General features: G+C 68.2%; 17 protein-coding genes and 2 pseudogenes. 8 read left to right on the top strand and 11 right to left on the bottom strand.

The window, feature by feature from the left end; genetic code table 11:
- Nucleotides 1-19: 19 nt before the first annotated feature.
- The 4 genes from PotMrB4_RS18685 to speB all read right to left on the bottom strand — a co-directional run bounded on the left by PotMrB4_RS18685 (nt 20) and on the right by speB (nt 4444).
- On the bottom strand, nt 20-1408 hold the full coding sequence (locus PotMrB4_RS18685; protein WP_074968344.1) for a sodium:solute symporter: 1389 nt from the start codon (nt 1406-1408) through the stop codon (nt 20-22).
- Between the two features lie 134 nt (nt 1409-1542).
- Nucleotides 1543-3054: a purine-cytosine permease family protein gene (locus PotMrB4_RS18680; RefSeq protein WP_172434182.1), complete on the bottom strand. Its 1512-nt coding sequence runs from the start codon at nt 3052-3054 to the stop codon at nt 1543-1545.
- 21 nt (nt 3055-3075) lie between these two features.
- Nucleotides 3076-3483 (bottom strand): nuclear transport factor 2 family protein, encoded by a 408-nt coding sequence (locus PotMrB4_RS18675; protein ID WP_044408390.1) that lies wholly within the window; start codon nt 3481-3483, stop codon nt 3076-3078.
- A gap of 1 nt (nt 3484) precedes the next feature.
- Entirely contained in the window at nt 3485-4444 is a 960-nt protein-coding gene (gene speB / locus PotMrB4_RS18670; RefSeq protein ID WP_044408387.1) for an agmatinase, read from the bottom strand.
- Between the two features lie 288 nt (nt 4445-4732).
- On the opposite strand from speB, the gene PotMrB4_RS18665 reads away from it, so the two are divergent.
- The 4 genes and pseudogenes from PotMrB4_RS18665 (at nt 4733) to PotMrB4_RS18655 (ending at nt 8037) form a co-directional block, all read left to right on the top strand.
- Nucleotides 4733-5626 (top strand): LysR family transcriptional regulator, encoded by an 894-nt coding sequence (locus tag PotMrB4_RS18665; protein WP_044408384.1) that lies wholly within the window; start codon nt 4733-4735, stop codon nt 5624-5626.
- A gap of 148 nt (nt 5627-5774) precedes the next feature.
- A pseudogene (locus tag PotMrB4_RS28550) lies at nt 5775-6252 on the top strand (PAS domain-containing protein); the annotation flags it as partial.
- A 104-nt stretch (nt 6253-6356) separates the two neighbouring features.
- Nucleotides 6357-7340 (top strand): annotated as a pseudogene (locus PotMrB4_RS28545) (methyl-accepting chemotaxis protein); the annotation flags it as partial.
- Nucleotides 7341-7416: 76 nt separating this feature from the next.
- Nucleotides 7417-8037, top strand: coding sequence for a tRNA-uridine aminocarboxypropyltransferase (locus tag PotMrB4_RS18655; protein WP_044408377.1), 621 nt, complete (start codon nt 7417-7419; stop codon nt 8035-8037).
- On the opposite strand, the gene PotMrB4_RS18650 is transcribed toward PotMrB4_RS18655, so the two are convergent.
- A complete protein-coding gene (locus PotMrB4_RS18650) occupies nt 8001-8357 on the bottom strand; it encodes an antibiotic biosynthesis monooxygenase family protein (protein WP_172434181.1) in 357 nt (118 codons plus the stop codon). The genes PotMrB4_RS18655 and PotMrB4_RS18650 overlap by 37 nt on opposite strands.
- The gene (locus PotMrB4_RS18645) at nt 8354-9052 is read right to left on the bottom strand and encodes a CTP synthase C-terminal region-related (seleno)protein (protein ID WP_172434180.1); all 699 of its coding nucleotides are present in this window, start codon (nt 9050-9052) and stop codon (nt 8354-8356) included. Before PotMrB4_RS18645 ends, PotMrB4_RS18650 begins: the two co-directional genes overlap by 4 nt.
- Nucleotides 9053-9097: 45 nt before the next feature.
- Between PotMrB4_RS18645 and PotMrB4_RS18640 the strand changes: the two genes are divergently transcribed.
- On the top strand, nt 9098-10039 hold the full coding sequence (locus PotMrB4_RS18640) for a LysR family transcriptional regulator (RefSeq protein ID WP_172434179.1): 942 nt from the start codon (nt 9098-9100) through the stop codon (nt 10037-10039).
- Here the strand turns inward: PotMrB4_RS18640 and PotMrB4_RS28460 are convergent.
- Together PotMrB4_RS28460 and PotMrB4_RS18635 are read right to left on the bottom strand one after the other, a co-directional pair.
- Nucleotides 9972-10154 (bottom strand): PSPA7_2676 family Cys-rich small protein, encoded by a 183-nt coding sequence (locus PotMrB4_RS28460; protein ID WP_082078258.1) that lies wholly within the window; start codon nt 10152-10154, stop codon nt 9972-9974. The two genes, PotMrB4_RS18640 and PotMrB4_RS28460, sit on opposite strands and share 68 nt — an antisense overlap.
- 107 nt (nt 10155-10261) lie before the next feature.
- Nucleotides 10262-11182, bottom strand: coding sequence for a LysR family transcriptional regulator (locus PotMrB4_RS18635; RefSeq protein ID WP_172434178.1), 921 nt, complete (start codon nt 11180-11182; stop codon nt 10262-10264).
- A gap of 112 nt (nt 11183-11294) precedes the next feature.
- On the opposite strand from PotMrB4_RS18635, the gene PotMrB4_RS18630 reads away from it, so the two are divergent.
- Nucleotides 11295-12053, top strand: a complete 759-nt coding sequence (locus PotMrB4_RS18630; RefSeq protein ID WP_172434177.1) for an SDR family NAD(P)-dependent oxidoreductase — start codon at nt 11295-11297, stop codon at nt 12051-12053.
- Nucleotides 12054-12108: 55 nt separating this feature from the next.
- On the opposite strand, the gene PotMrB4_RS18625 is transcribed toward PotMrB4_RS18630, so the two are convergent.
- Complete coding sequence (locus tag PotMrB4_RS18625; RefSeq protein ID WP_172434176.1) at nt 12109-12924, bottom strand: DUF4344 domain-containing metallopeptidase; 816 nt, start codon at nt 12922-12924, stop codon at nt 12109-12111.
- Between the two features lie 254 nt (nt 12925-13178).
- On the opposite strand from PotMrB4_RS18625, the gene PotMrB4_RS18620 reads away from it, so the two are divergent.
- Entirely contained in the window at nt 13179-13523 is a 345-nt protein-coding gene (locus tag PotMrB4_RS18620; protein ID WP_044408357.1) for a cupin domain-containing protein, read from the top strand.
- A 130-nt stretch (nt 13524-13653) separates the two neighbouring features.
- Nucleotides 13654-15180: a magnesium-protoporphyrin IX monomethyl ester anaerobic oxidative cyclase gene (gene bchE, locus PotMrB4_RS18615; protein WP_172434175.1), complete on the top strand. Its 1527-nt coding sequence runs from the start codon at nt 13654-13656 to the stop codon at nt 15178-15180.
- Nucleotides 15181-15430: 250 nt separating this feature from the next.
- On the opposite strand, the gene PotMrB4_RS18610 is transcribed toward bchE, so the two are convergent.
- Both PotMrB4_RS18610 and PotMrB4_RS18605 read right to left on the bottom strand, forming a co-directional pair.
- The gene (locus tag PotMrB4_RS18610; RefSeq protein WP_172434174.1) at nt 15431-15973 is read right to left on the bottom strand and encodes a molybdopterin-dependent oxidoreductase; all 543 of its coding nucleotides are present in this window, start codon (nt 15971-15973) and stop codon (nt 15431-15433) included.
- 2 nt (nt 15974-15975) lie between these two features.
- Nucleotides 15976-17952, bottom strand: a complete 1977-nt coding sequence (locus tag PotMrB4_RS18605; RefSeq protein WP_172434173.1) for a TonB-dependent receptor plug domain-containing protein — start codon at nt 17950-17952, stop codon at nt 15976-15978.
- Nucleotides 17953-18083 lie beyond the last annotated feature (131 nt).

Below are 18083 nucleotides of genomic sequence, written 5' to 3'. Positions count from 1 at the left end.
CCGCGACCAGTCGGGAAGATCAGGCCAGGCTGGCGTGGCTGGCCGGGCGACGGGTCACCAGGCTGATGACCACGAAGCTCACCAGGCCGACCGCCAGGCTGTAGTAGATCGGGGTGTTGGCGTCCAGGCCGTCCTTGAACATGAAGCCCAGCACGGTGAGGAAGCCCAGGGTCATGCTGGCGATGGCGCCGGCGGTGGTGGCGCGCTTCCAGTAGATGGCACCGATCAGCGGAACCAGCATGCCGCCCACCAGCAGGTTGTAGGCCACGGTCAGGGCGCTGATCACGTCGCTCACCACCAGGGCGATGCCGAGCATGACCACGCCCAGCAGCAGGGTGGCGATACGGTTTTCATGCACGTCGCCGTTGCCGCTGGTGCGGCCACCGCGCAGCAGCGGCAGCAGGTCCTGGGTGATGGTGGTGGAGGCGGCCAGCAGGCCGGCGCTGGCGGTGGACATCAGCGCGGCCAGGGCGGCGGCGATCACCAGGCCACGGATGCCGTTGGGCAGGCTGTGCTCGACGACGCTGGCGAAGGCGTTGTTGACGTTCTCCAGGTCCGGCAGCAGCACCTTGGCGGCCATGCCGATGAGGGCACCGGCCAGGCCGTAGAGCACGCAGTAGAGGCCGGCGGCGGTGCCGGCCACCTTGGCCACGCCTTCGCTGCGGGCGGTGAACACGCGCTGCCAGATGTCCTGGCCGATGAAGATGCCGAAGAAGTAGATCAGGAAGTAGGTGACGATGGTGTCCCAGCCGATGGCGGTGAAATCGAAGTAGCGCGCCGGCAGCTTCTCCACCAGGGCGTTCCAGCCGCCGGCGTCGGCGATGGACATGGGCATCAGCAGGAACACCAGGCCGACGGTCATGATCAGGAACTGCACGATGTCGGTGAGGGTCAGCGACCACATGCCGCCGATGGTGGAGTAGAGCACCACCACACCGCCGCCGACGAGGATGGCAACCCAGAACGGCAGGCCGAACAGCACCTGCATGACGGTGCCGATGGCGATGGTGGAGGTGGCGCCGATCATCAGCGCGTACACCAGCATGATCACCGCGCTGGACTGGCGGGCGGCCGGGTTGTAGCGGCGCTCCAGCACTTGGGTGACGGTGTAGATCTTCAGCTTCAGCAGCGGTTTGGCGAGGAACAGGCTGAGCCCGACGATGCCCAGGCCGATGGCGCCGCAGAGCCAGAAGCCGGAGATGCCGTGGACGTAGCCCAGGCGCACGGTGCCGATGGTGGAGGCGCCGCCGAGCACGGTGGCAGCCATGGTGCCGAGGTAGAAACCCGGGCCGAGGTTGCGCCCGGCGACCAGGTAGTCGTCACGGGTCTTGGCGCGACGCATGCCATACCAGCCGAGGGCCAGCATGCCGGCGGCGTAGAGCAGTACGACGAAGATATCCAGGGCCATAAGATCAGCTCTCTCTTTCTCATTGTTGTAGTCCGGACGGGCATCCGGGGACGTGCGTAGCCGCGCGGCGCTGCCGCGTGGCCGGTCCATTCATCGCAAGGATCGGGGCCGTCCGGGCCCCGGTGGGTTCAGGGTCAGGCGGCCTCGGCCCGCAGGGGCGCGACGCTGCGTTTCAGGCGCACCCAGCGCGGGCCGCGCGGACCGTACACCTCGGCCGGCTCGGGGAACAGGTTGAGCAGCGCCAGGTAGAGCAGGGCGGCCATGCCGAGGGTGACCGGCAGGCTGACGTCGATGCCGCCGGCCAGTTCGCCCAGCGGGCCGACGAACTGCCCCGGCAGGTTGACGAAGCACAGGCCCACCAGCGCGCTGGGGATCCAGGCGCCCATGCCGCGCCAGTTCCAGCCGTTGTGGAACCAGTAGCGGCCGCCGGTCTCGCCACGGGTGAAGACCTGCAGGTCGTCCGGGCAGTAGAAGCCGCGGCGGATCACCAGGCCGAGGATCATGATCACCATCCAGGGGCTGGTGCAGGTGATGATCAGTACGGCGAAGGTGGACACGCTCTGCACCAGGTTGAAGGCGAAGCGGCCGATGAAGATGAAGGCGATGGACATCAGCCCGATCATCACCGTGGCCTGCACGCGGTTGAGCAGGCGCGGGAACACCGAGGACATGTCCAGGCCGGTGCCGTACAGCGAGGTGGTGCCGGTGGACATGCCGCCGATCACCGCGATCAGGCACACCGGCAGGAAGAACCAGGTCGGCGAGACGGCCAGCAGGCCGCCGACGTAGTTGTTCTGGGCGATGTAGTCCGGCGCCTGGACGGCGACGATGGTGGCGGTGACCAGGCCGAAGAAGAACGGGATCAGCGTGGCCAGCTGGGCACCGATCACCGCCGCCATGATACGGCCCTTGCTCGCCTCGCGGGGGATGTAGCGCGCCCAGTCGCCGAGGAAGGCGCCGAAGGACACCGGGTTGCTCATGGCCAGCAGGGCGGCGCCGATGAAGGCGGCCCAGAAGCCCGGGCTGCCCAGTTGCACGGAGCCGGCGTAGCTGGCGTCGAAGGGGCCGGCGAAGGCGAAGATGCCCAGCAGGAACAGCACGCTGGCGCTCCACACCGCGACCTTGTTGACCCACAGCAGGAAGCGGAAGCCGTAGATGCACACCGTCAGCACCAGCACGGCGAACAGGCCGTAGGCCAGGCCCAGGGTCAGGTCGGTTTCCGGCAGGCCCATCAGGCGCTTGGCGCCACCGATGAGCGCATCGCCGGAACTCCACACCGAAAGGGAGAAGAAGGCGATGGCGGTGAGCAGCGACAGGAACGAGCCGACGATCCGCCCGTGGACGCCGAAGTGGGCGCCGGAGGAGACCGCGTTGTTGGTGCCGTTGAGCGGGCCGAACAGGCCCATCGGCGCGAGGATCAGCGAGCCGACCACGACGCCCAGCAGGATGGCCCACACGCCGGCCTGGAAGGACAGGCCGAAGAGCACGGGGAAGCTGCCGAGCACGGCGGTGGCGAAGGTGTTGGCGCCGCCGAAGATCATGCGGAACAGATCGATCGGTCCGGCGTTGCGCTCGTGGTCCGGGATCTGTTCGACCCCGAATGTCTCGATGCGCGTCAGGCTGTGTTCATTGTTGTTGTTATGCATGTTCATCTCCCGGGGAACGCGTCAGGTTGGGGGCAGATGGTCCGGCATGGCCGACAGGTGTTCATGGCAGGCGAGCCATGGGGCGTTTTCTTGTTCTTGGCGGAAGACGATGGTCTCCCGTTCCAGGCTGTCCACGGTCTCGCCGCCCAGCAGCAGGCGGGTGGCGACGTCGTGGGTGAAGATGGCCACCGGGCCCAGCAGGCTCAGGTGGCGGTTGCTGGAGCGGCATTCGAGCACCCGCAGCCCGTCGCGCTGCCAGCCGTCCCAGACCGCGCGGTAGGCCGCGCGGCTCTCCAGCACACCGGGGGTGGTGTGGAAGATGAAGGTGGCGTCTTCGCTGAAGGCGGCGAAGTAGGCCTCGGTGTCGTTGCGGGCGAAGGCCGCCACCAGGGCATCGGCGGCCTCCAGGACCTGGCGGCGGGCGTCCATGTCAGCGACGCTCCACGCCGGGCAGGATGCAGAGCATCTCGTACAGCAGGTTGGCCGCCAGCAGCGAGGTGTTGCCGGTGGTGTCGTAGGGCGGGGAGACCTCCACCAGGTCGCAGCCGATGATGTCCAGACCCTGGCAGCCACGGATGATCTCCATCGCCTGGATGGTGGTCAGGCCGCCGATCTCCGGGGTGCCGGTGCCGGGCGCCCAGGCCGGGTCGATGCCGTCGATGTCGAAGGACAGGTACACCGGGCCGCCGCCGACCTTCTCGCGCACCTCGGCCATCAGTGGTTCGAGGGACTTGTGCCAGCACTCTTCGGCCTGCACCACGCGGAAGCCCTGCTTGCGGCTCCAGTTGAAGTCCTCGGCGGTGTAGCCCTGGGCGCGCAGGCCGATCTGCACCACGCGGTCGCAATCGAGCAGGTCCTCTTCCACCGCGCGGCGGAAGGTGGTGCCGTGGGCGATCTTCTCGCCGAACATGTGGTCGTTGACGTCGGCGTGGGCGTCGATGTGCACCAGGCCCACCTTGCCGTGCTTCTTCTTGATGGCCCGCAGGATCGGCAGGGTGATGGTGTGGTCGCCGCCCAGGGTCAGCGGCAGGATGCCGTGGCCGAGGATGCGGTCGTATTCCTGCTCGATGATGCGCACGGCGTCCAGCAGGTTGAAGGTGTTGATGGCGACGTCACCGATGTCGGCCACGTTCAGCGAGTCGAACGGGGCGGCGCCGGTGGCCATGTTGTAGGGGCGGATCATCACCGACTCGGCGCGGATCTCGCGGGGGCCGAAGCGGGTCCCGGAGCGCAGCGAGGTGCCGATGTCCAGCGGCACGCCGACGAAGGCGGCGTCGAGGGCGTCGAGCTCGGCGGGGGTCTGGATGTGGGGAAGGCGAAGCATGGTGGCGATGCCGCCGAAACGGGGCATTTCATTGCCGCCCAGGGGCTGGTGGAGTTTCTTGTCCACGGGGTGGCCTCACGGTTGTTGTGGTTGTCGTGGGGCGATTCTGGTGAGTGGGCAGCGGGGGAAGAATCCCCACGGGCAAATAATCACTTCAAGGATTTCTAAACTATCCGCAACGGGTAGACTGCGCCGATCTGTCGCATCTGGCGGGCTCCTGTAGGGGCGAATTCATTCGCCAGGGGGCGCGAAGCGCCCCCAACCGGGGCTTGCAGAGGGCAGGCCGTTGGCCTGCATGGCGAATGAATTCGCCCCTACAGATTTGTGCAGCCTTTCGAAACCCATGGAGTTTCCATGTCCAACACCCTTCCCGACCTCAAGCTGCTGCGCGTGTTCGCTGCCGTGGTGCGCCACCAGGGCTTCGCCGCTGCGCAGCAGGAGCTGAACCTGTCCACCTCGGCCATCAGCACCTACATGAGCCAGCTGGAGGCGCACCTGGGCATCACCCTGTGCCACCGGGGGCGGGGCGGTTTCAGCCTGACCAGCAAGGGCGAGCTGTTCCACCAGGAGGCGTTGCGCCTGCTGGGCGAGCTGGAGAGCTTCGAGCGCTACTCGGCCTCGCTGAAGGGGGAGCTGCGGGGGACGCTCAACCTGGGGGTGCTGGACTCCACCGTCAGCGACCCGGCGTTGCCCCTGGCGGAGGTGATCGGCGCCTACAGCCGCGAACACCCCGGCGTGCACCTGCACCTGTCGGTGATGAGCCCCTACGACCTGCAGCTGGGGGTGCTGGACAACCGCCTGGACCTGGCCATCGGCGCGTTTTCCACGCGCATGAACGGCCTGGCCTACCAGCCGCTGTACCGCGAGCAGCACTGGCTCTACTGCAGCGACCGGCATTCGCTGTTCAGCGACCGGCGCATCCCGGCGGAGGTCATCACCCAGCAGCGCATGGTCGGCCGTGGCTACTGGAGCCAGGCGGAGCTGGCGCGGCATGGCTTCAAGCACAGCGCGGCGACGGTGGAGTCGATGGAGGCGCAGCTGATCCTGGTGCTCTCCGGCGCCTACATCGGCTACCTGCCCGAGCACTACGCCCAGCCCTGGGTGGACCAGCAGCGCCTGCGTGCGCTGTCGCCGGCGACCTTCGGCTACCAGGCGCCGTTCTCGATGATCCTGCGTCGCGGGCGGGCGCGGGAGCCCCTGATCGTCACCTTCCGTGACCTGCTGCGGGCCCAGTTGAACCTGCGCTGACTGTTCGTTCGTTCTTCGCCTGGAGGGTGTTGAGCCACGTCAAAAGATTCGTACGTTGGTTCTGGCGGCGCGCCATCACTGTGCTAGACCGTTATTCATGGGTGGCCCAATCTGCCCGCCGCGTTCCAACCACCAGAGACGTCAACCGATGCGCCAGAACCTCCCCGTGACGCAACGAGAACGCACTTTTTCTCCTAGCGAGCGCCTGATTTCCACCACTGATCTCAGCAGCAAGATCACCTATTGCAACGACGCCTTCGTGGAAATCAGTGGATTTTCCCGCGAGGAGCTGGTCGGCCAACCCCACAACCTTGTGCGCCATCCGGACATGCCGCCGGCGGTGTTCGCGCACATGTGGGACACCCTCAAGCAGGGCAAGCCGTGGATGGGGCTGGTGAAGAACCGTTCCAAGAACGGTGATTTCTATTGGGTCAGTGCCTACGTCACCCCGGTCTACGAGGCGGGCAAGGTGGTGGGCTACGAGTCGGTGCGCTCGGTGCCCACCCGTGACCAGGTTCGCCGCGCCGATGCTCTCTATGCGCGGCTGCGGGCGGGCAAGTCGCCCGTGCCCTGGTACGACTACTGGGCCTACGACACCCTCCATTCCTGGCCGCTGATCCTGGCCACGGCCATCGTCCTGGGTGGGCATTACATCGTCACCGGCCCGTGGCTGCTGGTGTTGATGGCCGTGACCATGTTTGCCCTTGCCGCTTACCAGCGCTACGACAAGCGCCAGACCATCCGCCGCACCCTGGCGGAACACCCGAGGGCCTTCACCAGTGGCCTGGTGGCGTTGACCTACTCCACCAACAAGGGTGAGCAGGCGCTGCTGGACATGGCGATGATCAGCGAGGAGGCGCGCCTGCAGACGGCGCTCACCCGGCTGGAGGATGCCGCCAGCGGCGTGCGCACGCGGGCGATGGATTCGTCGCGCCTGGCCAGCTCCAGTGCCGACCTGCTGGAGCAGCAGCGCAGCGAGACGGACCAGTCCGCCACGGCCATCAACGAGATGGCGGCCACCATCCAGGAAGTCTCCACCAACGTGCAGAACACCGCCCACGCCGCCGAGGAGGCCGACCGTCTGGCTCAGCAGGGCCGCAGCCTGGCCGGCGAGAGCCTGGAGGCGATGGAGCACATGGCCAATGCGGTCAGCGAGATCGGCAAGGCGGTGAACGAGTTGGCGGAGTCGACCCAGTCCATCGGCAGCGTGGCCGACGTGATCACCTCCATCGCCGAGCAGACCAACCTGCTGGCGCTGAACGCGGCCATCGAGGCGGCACGGGCCGGCGAGCAGGGCCGGGGCTTCGCGGTGGTGGCGGACGAGGTGCGTTCGCTGGCCTCGCGCACCCGCCAGTCCACCGAGCAGATTCACCAGATCATCGCCTCCCTGCGTTCCGGTGCGGACCGTGCGGTGGTCACCGCCAGCCGTGGCCAGGAAATCTCCCGGGACAGCGTCGGCAGCGTCGAGGCCGTGCGCGAGGCGCTGGAGGGGATCAGCAGTGCGGTGACGCGCATCACCGGCATGAGCCAGCAGATGGCCGCCGCTGCCGAGGAGCAGACCCAGGTGGCGGACGACATCAGCCGGCAGATCACCCGCATCGCCCAGCTCTCCGACAACAGCACCAACCAGGCCCTGGAAGGGGCCCAGATCAGCCAGGACCTGGAGCACATGGCCGAGTACCTGCACAGCCTGGCCGAACGCTTCAACCGCTGATTCCACACGCAGGGTGCCAGTGGACGGCACTCACCGGGCTCGGAGCCCGCCTGCGGCTGTGGCAGAATCCGCGCCCATGTCACGCCCCCAATGCCCCCGTTGCCAACGCCCCGAACGCCTGTGCCTGTGCCCGCTGATCCCCCGGCTGGACAGCCGCACCCGTGTGCTTGTGTTACAGCACCCGAGCGAGGCCGGGCATGCCCTGAATACCGCGCGCTTCGCTGCCCTCGGGCTGCAGCAGGCGGAGCTGTGGGTGGGCGAGGTGTTCGCGGAGCTGCCGGCGCGCCTGGCCGACCCCGAGGTGGACGCGCGGCTGCTGTTCCCCGGCGAGGAGGCCCAGGTGCTGCCGGCCGGCCTGGTGGACGCGCCCCGCCCGCTGCTGCTGGTGGTGCCTGACGGCACCTGGCGCAAGGCGCGCAAGCTGCTGCACCTCAACCCGGCGCTGGCCACATTGCCCCGGGTGACGCTGCCCGAGGGCGAGCCCTCCCGCTATCGTCTGCGCAAGGCGCCGGGGCCCGGTGCGTTGTCCACCCTGGAGGCCATCACCCGCGCGCTGGAGCTGCTGGAGCCCGCCACCTGCTTCGAGGCGCTGCTGCGCCCGTTCGAGGCGCTGATCGAGGGGCAGATATCCGCCATGGGGGCGGAGACCTACCAGCGCAATCACGCCGGGGCCGGGCCTTCCGCCGCGAAGCCGTAGCTGCGCTCCACCCGCGCGACGCGCACCTCGAACCGGCTGTACCACTGCGTGCGCCCCTTGGCCTGGGCGTCGCGGTGAGGCGCGTCCTGCTTCCAGGCGAGGATGTCCGCCTCGCTGCGCCAATAGGACAGGGTGATGCCCAGGCCCTGGGCATCCCGCACCGACTCCACCCCGAGGAAACCCGGCTGCCGCCGTGCGCGCTCCACCATGTGATCAGCCATGGCGGCGTAGCCGGCGTCGCCCTCGGTGCGTTGCGAGATGAACATCACCACGTAGTAGGGCGGTTCCGGCAGCTGTGCCTGTGGCGTGGCGGCGCTCATGCCGCGCAGCTCCGCAGGAAGGCCTGCACCAGGGGCGCCGGCCGCTCGGCCAGGGCGGCGCGCTCGGGCTGGAAGAGGGTGGCGACGAAGAACGGGTGGTCGTCCCGTTCCACCGCGCGCAGGGCGCCGTCACTGCCGTGTGCGGAGGCGCTGAGCCCGGTGCTCAGCAAGGCCGGTTGAAGGTCCGGGTTGACGCCATAGCGGCAGTGGTAGCCCTCGAAGGCCATGGCGCTGCCGTAGGCGCGGGCGAGCCGCGAGCCGGGTGTCAGGTGGATGGCCTCGATGCATTCCACCAGGGCGCAGCTGAGCGGCGAGACCACCGCCAGGCCGGCCTCTGGGTCGGTTTCGGCGTGGGCCGCTTCCACCCAGCCGAGCACGTTGCGGGCGTGTTCCAGCACCGCGTGCTGGAAGCCGCCGCAGGTGCCGAGGAATGGCAGCCCGCTGAGCCGCGCATGGCGGATGCCGCGCAGGGCGCCCTCGGTGTCGGCGTAGGGGCTGCCGGGCACGCACCAGAGCCCGTGATGGCCGGCGAGGTGACGGGGCTCCAGGCCCTGGGTGCCGATCCACTCGGCGCGCACGCGGATGCCGAGGCGCTCCGCAGCGTCCTCCAGGGCCAGGGGGATGGCGCGGTGGGCGGTGATGGCGGGGTCGTGTTCGCCCAGCAGGGCGATGTGCAGGGGGGCGGTGCCGATCATGTCCGATCCTTGTCGAGAGGCCTTGTGTCAGGCAGGACGGACTATATGCTTGCGTTTCAGCACGCAGAATGGGCGTTCGTACCGATGAAGATTGCACCGATGCAATACAAGCTGGCCCAGGACGACCTGGCACTGGTGCTGGCGCTGGTGCGCGGCGGCAGCCTGGCGCGGGCCGCCGAACTGCTGCGGGTGGACGTTTCCACGGTGTTCCGCTCCATCCGTCGGCTGGAGCAGGCCCTGGGCAGCGAGCTATTCCAGAAGGGGCGTGGCGGCTATGTGCCCGGCGCGGCGGCGCGGCTGCTGGCGGAACAGGCCGAGCAGGCGGAACAGGCCCTGGAGGCGGCACAGCTGGCCCTGGAGCAGGGGCGCGAGGTGCTCAGCGGGACGGTGCGGCTGACCTGCACGGACACGGTGCTGCAGGGCCTGGTGCTGCCGGTGCTGGCGCGCTTCATGCCGGCCTACCCGGCGTTGCGCCTGGAGCTGGCCACCTCCAACGACTTCGCCAACCTCAGCCGGCGCGACGCCGACATTGCCGTGCGCCTGACCCGCTCGCCGCCGCAGCACCTGGTGGGCCGCTGCCTGGGTGAGGTGCCCTACGTGGTCTGTGCCAGCCCGGCCTACCTGGCGAGCCAGGCCGGCAGTGACCCGGAACAGATGGCCTGGATCGCCCCGGACGATTTCCTGCCCGACCACGCCAGCGTGGCCTGGCGCCGTCAGCGCTTCCCGGCGCTGGTGCCGGCCTACCGCTGCAACAGCATGCTTTCGGTGGCGGAGCTGGCCCGCGCCGGGCTGGGGGTGGCGGTGCTGCCGCGCTTCCTGCTGGATGCGCGCCTGCAACCGCTGGACCTGCCGGCCGAGGGCTGCGGCAGTGCCCTGTGGCTGCTGACACGGCCCGACTGCCGGGGGCTGCGGGCGGTGGTCACGTTGTTCGACGAGCTGGCTCGGCACCTGCGGCTGTCGCCAGATGAGGCGGATCGGCCCGTTTGACGTAGCGGTGGCTGCCGCAGCGTTGGCAACGCTGGCAGAGCATCGGCTCGGCGCCGACCTCGGTTTCGTAGCCGTCCGTCCAGACGCAGCCGAGCAGGAAACAGTGCAGTCGCATGGAACCTCCCGGGGCAGGGCCCCCGTCGATGATCAGGCGTGACGCGGCGTTGTTGGGGTTGTGTGCCGTGCCCGGGAGACTCACGGAGGCGCTCTAGAATCGACAACCTAAACCGGTGAACGGTGTGCGCGGCTGTCGATGTGGGGAGCCAGCAGGTCGTCCAGCCAGTCCATGAAGGCGCGCACCCGCCGGGGTTGCAGGCGGTGGGCGTAGAGCAGGTTCAGGGGCAGTGGCGGGGCGCTCAGCTGGGGCAGCACCTCCACCAGTTCGCCGCTGGCCAGCAGCTCGGCCAGGCCCAGGCGCGGGGCCTGGATGATGCCGAGGCCGCCCAGGCAGGCGCCTTCGTAGGCGTCGGTGCTGTTCACCGTGAGGCAGCCGCCCATGGGCAGGCGCACCAGGCGTCCGTCCTGCTGGTATTCGAAGCCGACCGGCCGCGCGCCCAGTACCGGCTGGTAGTGCACCAGGTGGTGCCGGGCCAGGTCTTCCACTGTCTGCGGCGTGCCGTGGCGGGCGAGGTAGGCGGGGCTGGCGCAGTTCACCAGGGGCAATTGGCCGAGGGTGCGGGCGATCAGGCTCGGGTCCGTCAGCTCGCCGACCCGCAGCACGCAGTCGAAGCCTTCCCGCACAAGGTCGACGCGGCGGTCGGTGCAGCTCAGCTCCAGTTCGAGGGCCGGGTGGCCGTGGAGGAACTCGGCCAGGCGCGGCATCACCCATTGGCGGGCGATGCGGTTGGGCAGGTCCACCCGCAGGCGGCCGGCCAGGGCGCCGTGGCCTTCACGGAACATGCCTTCGAGGTCGTCCACCTGGGCCAGCAGGGACTGGCTGCGTTCGTAGAGGGCGAGGCCGTCCTGGGTGGCGCGGACCTGGCGGGTGGTGCGCTGCAGCAGGCGCACGCCCAGCCGCTGCTCCAGTGCCTGTACCTGTTCGGAGACGCTGGAGCGGGGCAGGCCGAGGCTGGCGCTGGCCTGGGTGAAGCTCGACAGTTCGGTGACGCGCATGAAGGTGCGCAGCAGGTCGAGGGTGTCCATGATGGTGTTCTCTGTTCGTAGATGGCGATCAGTATGTGCGGTTTTCCAGTGTTTATCGGATAAATCACGAACAATAGCCTGGAGTCCTTTCCATCCAACCGAGGATTTCGCCATGACCCGCAAGATCGTACTCATCACCGGTGCCAGCCGCGGCCTGGGCCGCAACGCCGCCCTGCAGCTGGCCGCCCGGGGCTTCGACCTGATCGGCACCTACCATTCACGCCAGGACGAGGCCCGGGCCGTGGCGGATGAAGTGGCGCGCCTGGGCGGGCGGGCCGAGATGCTGCAGCTGGATGTGGGAGCCGTGTCCGGCTTTCCCGCCTTCGCCCGTCAGGTGGCCGAATGCCTGGAACAGCGCTTCGGCGGGGCGCGCCTCTACGCCCTGGTGAACAACGCCGGCATCGGTATCCATGCCCCCTGTGCGGAGACCACCGAGGCGCAGTTCGATCAGTTGCTGGGCATCCAGCTGAAGGGGCCGTTCTTCCTCACCCAGCACCTGCTGCCGCTGCTTGCCGACGGTGGGCGCATCCTCAACCTGTCCACCGGCCTGGCCCGCTTCAGTCTGCCGGGGTATGGCGCCTACGCGGCGATGAAGGGTGGGGTGGAGGTCTGGACCCGCTACCTGGCCCGGGAGCTGGGGCCGCGCGGCATCCGGGTGAACGTGCTGGCGCCGGGCGCCATCGAGACGGATTTCGGCGGCGGGGTGGTGCGGGACAACGCCGACGTGAATGCCTTCGTGGCCGCCAACACCGCACTGGGGCGGGTCGGCCTGCCGGACGACATCGGCCAGGCGGTCGCCTTGCTGCTGGCGGAGGAGGCGGGCTGGATCACCGGCCAGCGGATCGAGGCCTCGGGCGGCATGTTCCTCTGACGGCGGAGCCAGGGCCGGTTGCGGTGACCGGCTCCTGTGCCACGCGGTATGGGCGCTATTTCACCTTGCCTTCGAGCAGGGCATCCCAGGCGTCCACCATCTGGTGGTACTCGCCCTCGCAGCTGGCGGCGCGGTCTTCGTGCAGCAGCTCGTCGTCGACGAAGTACTGGAACTTGGCCGGGTTGGAGCCGTAGATGTAGCAGAGGAAGTTGACGGCCCGCTGGGCGTCCAGCGAGTGGGCGTCGTAGAAGGGCAGGTCGTCCAGGGAACTGGCCTGCTCGGCGGACAGGCTGTAGGCGTAGGAAACGGTCATCAGGTAGTCCTCGCCCACCTCGTCGTTGGTCAGCATGTAGGCCACGAGCTGGTCGGCGACGTCTTCTTCCTTGCCGGTGATCTTCAGCTCCAGGACGTCGATGAAGGCATGGCCGGCTTCGTGGAACAGGGTGCCCATGAGGCTCTTGTAGAGCTCGTCGTTGACTTCGTCGGCGTCGTTGTCGGCCTGGGTGAACATCTCGCGTTCGCTGACGCCAAGCTCGTAGCACAGAGAAATGACGTTGGCTTGGTAGAAGGCGTTCGGCTCCTCGCACTCTTCGGCGACCACCTGGATGTCGTCGGGAATCCGGATGTAGTCGTTCATGGCCTCGCTGAAGTCTTCGAGGATCTTCCATTCGCGCCACTGCCGCGCTTCCGCCTTGTTGTCGTCCTGCTTGGCGGCCTTGTAGACCGGGATGAAGTGGCCGGCGGAGGCGCTGTCCGGCTGGGCGGCGCGAGCCGGTTCCCGGGTGCTTGCAGCCGAATGGCCATCGGGGCCCGGGAGCCCCGCGAGACTGAGCATGAGGACGGCGAGGGCGTTTCTACACAGGGCGCGCATTGCGTCGTGGCTCCGCAGGCGATGAGGTTCGGAAGGGGCGCCAGCCGGGGGCTCCCGGGGGCGTGGCGAATTCTAGTGGGAGGAGGTGGTGGGCTGTCTATCGCAGGCTGCGCCTGGCCGGAAGGCCGTCACGGTTGATGTGAGGGGGGGGGCGGCGGCTGCGCTTCTGGGCAGGCGGGGGGCGGTATCAGACAAGCCGGCAGGGAGCGGGGGCTCTAGGGTGGGCGTTCGATTCCCTACTGCCTGGAGTGCTCATGTCCGATTTCATCACTGTCCTGCGTGAAACCTGCCCGACGCCTGTGCTCGACGCCACCAAGTGGAAGCGCATCGGCGGCGACCCGCACACCGTGAACCTGAACGCCTACACCTCGGCCGATGGCAGCAAGATCATGGGCACTTGGATCTGCACCCCCGGCAAGTTCGAGGTGAACTACGAGAAGTGGGAGTACTGCCACTTCCTCGATGGCTACTGCATCATCACGCCGGAAGGCGAGGCGCCGGTGCACCTGCGGGCCGGTGATGTGTTCGTCATCGAGCCCGGCCTGAAGGGCACCTGGGAGGTGGTGGAGACAGTGCGCAAGTACTTCGTCTTCGCCTGATCCACCGGGCCGGACGTGCCCTGCGTCCGGCCTGCCACACAATCGCCACGCAATGCCCACACCCTCTCCCTGCGCCGTTCACAGGCGCGCGCGATAACACCTGCATCTTCTTCCGACGCTGGGTGTTCCCATGGATGTACTGCTGCTCAACCCGCCCCATACCGCCATCGGCAGCCGCATGCCCCGCGAGCACCTGCCGCCCCTCGGCCTGCTCAGCGTGGGCGGCCCGTTGCTGGATGCGGGCTTTGCCGTGCGCCTGCTGGATGCCGACCGGGAGGGGCTGTCGCTGCCGGCCATCGTGGCGCGGGTGGTGGACCTGGCGCCGGCGGTGGTGATGCTGGGGCACTCCGGTTCCAGTTCGGCCCATGTGACGGTGGTGGAAATCTGCCAAGCGCTGAAGGCGCTGCTGCCGGGGCTGCGCATCGTCTATGGCGGAGTGCACCCGACCTATCACTGGGACGAGATCCTCCGGGAGGTGGAGGCGATCGACCTGATCGTGCGCGGCGAGGGCGAGCAGACGGCGCTGTCGCTGATGCAGGCCCTGGCGGCTGGGCTGCCTCTGGAGGCGGTGCCGGGCATCGCCCTGCGGGTGGCCGGGGTGCCGCAGGCCACGGCGGATGCGCCGATGCTGCGCAACCTGGACGACTACCGGGTGGGCTGGGAGCTGATCGACCACGCGGACTACAGCTACTGGGGGGGCAAGCGGGCGGTGGTGGTGCAGTTCTCCCGTGGGTGTCCGCACCTGTGCAATTACTGCGGGCAGCGGGGCTTCTGGACGCGCTGGCGCCATCGCGATCCGGTACGGCTGGCCCGCGAGCTGGCCTGGCTGCACCGGGAGAAGGGGGTGGAGCTGGTGAACTTCGCCGACGAGCTGCCCACCGGTTCACGCAAGGCCTGGCGGGCCTTCCTCGAAGCGTTGATCGCCGAGCAGGTGCCGTTGCTGCTGGTGGGGTCCACCCGTGCCGGGGACATCGTGCGGGATGCGGACATCCTCCACCTGTATCGCCAGGCGGGTGTGATCCGCTTCCTGCTGGGGATCGAGAGCTACGACGAGGCGACCCTGAAGGCCATCCGCAAGGGGGCGACGCCCAGGGAGGACCAGCAGGCGATCCGCCTGTTGCGCCAGCACGGCATCGTGTCGATGGCGACCTATGTGGTGGGGTTCCAGGAGGAGCGGGATGGCGACTACTGGCGCTCGTTCCGCCATCTGCTGCGCTACGACCCGGACCAGATCCAGCTGCTGTACGTCACGCCGCACCGCTGGACGCCGTTCTACGCGCTGGCCGAAACGCGGGAGGTGATCCAGACCGACACCCGCCGCTGGGACTACAAGCATCAGGTGCTGGCGGTGCAGCAGGTGCCGGCGTGGCGGGTGTTCCTCTGGTTCAAGCTGATCGAGCTGGGTATGCAGGCGCGGCCGAGGGCGCTGTGGCGGGTGCTGTTCCACCGGGATGCTGAGGTGCGCCACGCGATGCGCTGGTACACGCGCATCGGCCGGCGGGTGTGGTTCCACGAGGTGGCGGAGTTCTTCCTGGGGCCGCGCTTGCTGCGGCGCGGGCCGACGCTCAAGGCGTTTCTCGGGGCGTCGCTGGCCGAGCGGGAGTACGTGCTGGATGTGCGCAAGCGTGCCCGGGCGGAGCCGGTGGAGGTGCGCTGACGGGGGAGGCAAAAAGAGGCCGTCACGAGGACGGCCTGAAAAGGGATGGAGGCGTGGCTGTGGTGTGGCCTCCATCGAGCCCTTCTGGGCGCCTCTAAAAACTACCTACGTTGTCATCGCGACGTTAAAAACAGGCTCGTGCGCGAGTCCGATCAAAATGCTCATTTACCGCACGTAAACTGCGCTTTTTCGCCTGTTTTTGCCTTGCGCTGACGGCCTCGCCCACGTTTTTAGAAGCGCCCTTCGGGGATCAGAGCGGGACGGTCTTCAGTTCGATGGCCTTGAGCCATTTGACGTGGCGCGGGCCGGGGTGGCGGTCGCAGCCGGAGACCAGGGCGATGTGGCCGACCTCGGGTGGCAGGGGCTGGCCGTGCTGGGCGTACACCACCAGGACGCCGTCGCCGACCGAGGTGTTGAGCAGCTCGTTCCAGCTGAACAGGGCGATGTAGGCGTCGCTGGCGTGGGCGACGAGGTAGGCGCGTTTCCAGGCCTTGGGGTCATCGCCGGCGAGGGCGGTCCGTTGCACCACGTCGCGCAGCAGGGCGCCTCGGTAGCCTTTGTACTCGGCGTTGGCGACATCACCGCCACAGGCCTTGGCGACGTCGACGTAGTCGTGGGCGGGGAGCGTGCGCAGGGCGTCGACGTCGAGGGTGAGGGCGTGCTGCACCTCGCCGGTGACCTGCAGGGTGTCGGTGATGTAGGTGGACGGGTCGTCCGGGACGAACGCGGCAGCGTGCAGGGCTGGGCTGAGCAGCAGGCCGAGGGCGAGGGGCAGGAGCGGTCGGTGGGCCATGGTCAGAACTCGTAGCGCAGGGTGGTGAAGTACTGCCGGCCGGGCTCGGGGTAGCCGTCGGACAGTTCGTAGTCTTCGTCGCTGAGGTTGTTGACGCCCGCTTCGACGCTGACGCCGTGGGTGAGGTCGAGGCTGGCCTTGAGGTCGATGCGGGTGAAGGGCGAGACCTGGGCGGTGTCGGAGGACCAGCGCTGGTCGGCGTGCTCGATGAAGGCGATGAGGTGCAGGCGCTCGATGGGGGCGTAGTCGACCCAGGTGTTGAGCTTGTTGCGCGGGGTGTCGGTGAGGCGGGTGCGGGAGCTGAGGTTGCGCCGTTCGAGATAGGTGTAGGCGAAGCCGGTCTCCAGGCCTTCGCCGATGCGCTGCTTGAGGCTCAGTTCGGCGCCGCGGTGGCGGGCTTCGTTGATGTTCTGCATCTGGTCGCGGCCGGGCTGGACGTTGCGGACGCGCTGGATGAGGTCGTCGATGTCGCTGCGGAAGACGGCGGCCTCCAGGTGCGCGCCGGCCCAGGGTTGGCCCTGGTAGCCGAGCTCGTAGTGGGTGGCGTGCTCGGGGGCGAGGCCGGGGTTTTCGATGAAGGTGCCGAAGCGCAGTGAGTAGCGGTCCTTGAGGGTGGGCAGGCGGCTCTTGCGGGCGATGCTGGCGTAGAGGCGGTGGTCCGGCGTGGGATCGAAGTACAGGGCGGTCTGCCAGTTGTTGGCGTGCTGGGTGTCGGGCCGGGCGTAGGTGTCGGCGTCCACCGGGGTGAGGGTGTCGCGGCTGGCGCCGAGGGCCAAGTGCCAGCGCTCTTCGAGGCGGATGTAGTCCTCGACGGCGACGGAGGTGAGCCGGTCTTCCAGGCGCTTGGTGGTGCGCTGGCCGTCGTCCTCTTCGTGGCGGTCCTGCTTGTAGGCGTATTGCAGCTTGATCTGGTGGGCGTCGAGGCGGTCGGTCTGCAGTTGCAGGGAGCCGCCCATGACGTGGTCGTCGTAGTTGCTGCTGCCGGTGCTGGAGAGTGACTGGGGGTTGTTGCCGCTGGTGGCGAGGCGGCTGTAGGTGGCGTTGGTGTAACCGTCGAGGCCGTTGGTGTAGTGGTCGGCGTAGGCGCGCAGGCGCAGGGTCTCGTAGTCGCTGAGGGCGTGGTTGCCGATGAAGTAGTAGCTCTCCTTGTCCCAGTAGGGCCAGCGCCAGTAACGCTGGGTGGCGCTGGGGTCGGTGCTGGGGGGCTGGCCTTTCTGGCCGTCCTGGCGGACGTAGCCGAGTGCGTATTCGTCGGTTTCGTTGGGGGTGAGGCCGATCTTCAGGGACTGCTTGCGGTCGTCGTAATCGCTGTTCTCGCGGTGGTGGCCGTTCTCCTGGGCGGTGCTGTGGAAGTCGTCGGAGAGCCGGTAGTAGTCGGCTTCGTGCTGGGAGGCGGAGGCCTGGAGGTACCAGCTGCCCTGGTTGGTGCCGAGGTTGACGCTCTTGCGCTGCAGGCCGCCGGTGCCAGTGCCGAGGCTGACGTCGCCTTCGAAGGCGCTGTCGGGGCGGCGGGTGATGAGGTTGATGGCGCCACCGAGGGTGTTCGGGCCGTAGAGGGTGGAGCTCATGCCTTTGGCGACCTGGATGGCGGCAAGGTCGCTGGTGGTGAAGCGGTCGAGGTCGACGTAGCCGTCGTAGGGGACGTACACGGGGATGCCGTCGACGAAGATCGGCACCTGGCGGGCGTCGAAGCCACGCAGGCTGATGGTGCCTTCGTTGCGGGCGTTGGTGCTGGTGCTGATGCCGCTCAGCAGGTTGAGGGCGTCGGTGACGGTGTGGCGCTCGAAGCGCTGCATGTCGCGGGCGTCGACCGAGGAGGCGACCTGGTCGCCGAAGTCGCTGGCCTGGCTGGAGGGGGCGCTGATCAGCAGTTCGCCCAGGCTGAAGACCTGGCTGGCGGCGTTGGCCGGCTGCGGAGGGAGGACAGCGCCAAGGGCAGCCAGGGCCAGGAGGGGGAGGCGTGTGGTGAGAAGGTTCATGGTTGCTCGCTGTTTATTTTTTTATATAGCGATGGGCGTGACGGGACACATCGGGCTTTCGCCTGGGCGTCTCTTGCCGGCGTTGGCGTCCGGCTGGCGCAGGTTATCCGAGCGCTTCGCCAATCGCTATA

Source organism: Metapseudomonas otitidis (genome assembly GCF_011397855.1).
GTDB classification, from domain to species: domain Bacteria; phylum Pseudomonadota; class Gammaproteobacteria; order Pseudomonadales; family Pseudomonadaceae; genus Metapseudomonas; species Metapseudomonas otitidis.
This window is presented reverse-complemented; position numbering and strand designations above follow the sequence as displayed.

What these genes read in the sequence shown, in the direction of transcription:
- PotMrB4_RS18665 (WP_044408384.1), top strand. Translation starts at nt 4,733, where the DNA reads ATGTCCAACACCCTTCCCGACCTCAAGCTGCTGCGCGTGTTCGCTGCC.
- PotMrB4_RS18675 (WP_044408390.1), bottom strand. Translation starts at nt 3,483, where the DNA reads ATGGACGCCCGCCGCCAGGTCCTGGAGGCCGCCGATGCCCTGGTGGCG.
- PotMrB4_RS18650 (WP_172434181.1), bottom strand. Translation starts at nt 8,357, where the DNA reads ATGAGCGCCGCCACGCCACAGGCACAGCTGCCGGAACCGCCCTACTAC.
- PotMrB4_RS18635 (WP_172434178.1), bottom strand. Translation starts at nt 11,182, where the DNA reads ATGGACACCCTCGACCTGCTGCGCACCTTCATGCGCGTCACCGAACTG.
- PotMrB4_RS18645 (WP_172434180.1), bottom strand. Translation starts at nt 9,052, where the DNA reads ATGATCGGCACCGCCCCCCTGCACATCGCCCTGCTGGGCGAACACGAC.
- PotMrB4_RS18625 (WP_172434176.1), bottom strand. Translation starts at nt 12,924, where the DNA reads ATGCGCGCCCTGTGTAGAAACGCCCTCGCCGTCCTCATGCTCAGTCTC.
- PotMrB4_RS18640 (WP_172434179.1), top strand. Translation starts at nt 9,098, where the DNA reads ATGCTTGCGTTTCAGCACGCAGAATGGGCGTTCGTACCGATGAAGATT.
- PotMrB4_RS28460 (WP_082078258.1), bottom strand. Translation starts at nt 10,154, where the DNA reads ATGCGACTGCACTGTTTCCTGCTCGGCTGCGTCTGGACGGACGGCTAC.
- PotMrB4_RS18685 (WP_074968344.1), bottom strand. Translation starts at nt 1,408, where the DNA reads ATGGCCCTGGATATCTTCGTCGTACTGCTCTACGCCGCCGGCATGCTG.
- PotMrB4_RS18630 (WP_172434177.1), top strand. Translation starts at nt 11,295, where the DNA reads ATGACCCGCAAGATCGTACTCATCACCGGTGCCAGCCGCGGCCTGGGC.
- PotMrB4_RS18620 (WP_044408357.1), top strand. Translation starts at nt 13,179, where the DNA reads ATGTCCGATTTCATCACTGTCCTGCGTGAAACCTGCCCGACGCCTGTG.
- PotMrB4_RS18610 (WP_172434174.1), bottom strand. Translation starts at nt 15,973, where the DNA reads ATGGCCCACCGACCGCTCCTGCCCCTCGCCCTCGGCCTGCTGCTCAGC.
- PotMrB4_RS18605 (WP_172434173.1), bottom strand. Translation starts at nt 17,952, where the DNA reads ATGAACCTTCTCACCACACGCCTCCCCCTCCTGGCCCTGGCTGCCCTT.
- bchE (WP_172434175.1), top strand. Translation starts at nt 13,654, where the DNA reads ATGGATGTACTGCTGCTCAACCCGCCCCATACCGCCATCGGCAGCCGC.
- PotMrB4_RS18680 (WP_172434182.1), bottom strand. Translation starts at nt 3,054, where the DNA reads ATGCATAACAACAACAATGAACACAGCCTGACGCGCATCGAGACATTC.
- PotMrB4_RS18655 (WP_044408377.1), top strand. Translation starts at nt 7,417, where the DNA reads ATGTCACGCCCCCAATGCCCCCGTTGCCAACGCCCCGAACGCCTGTGC.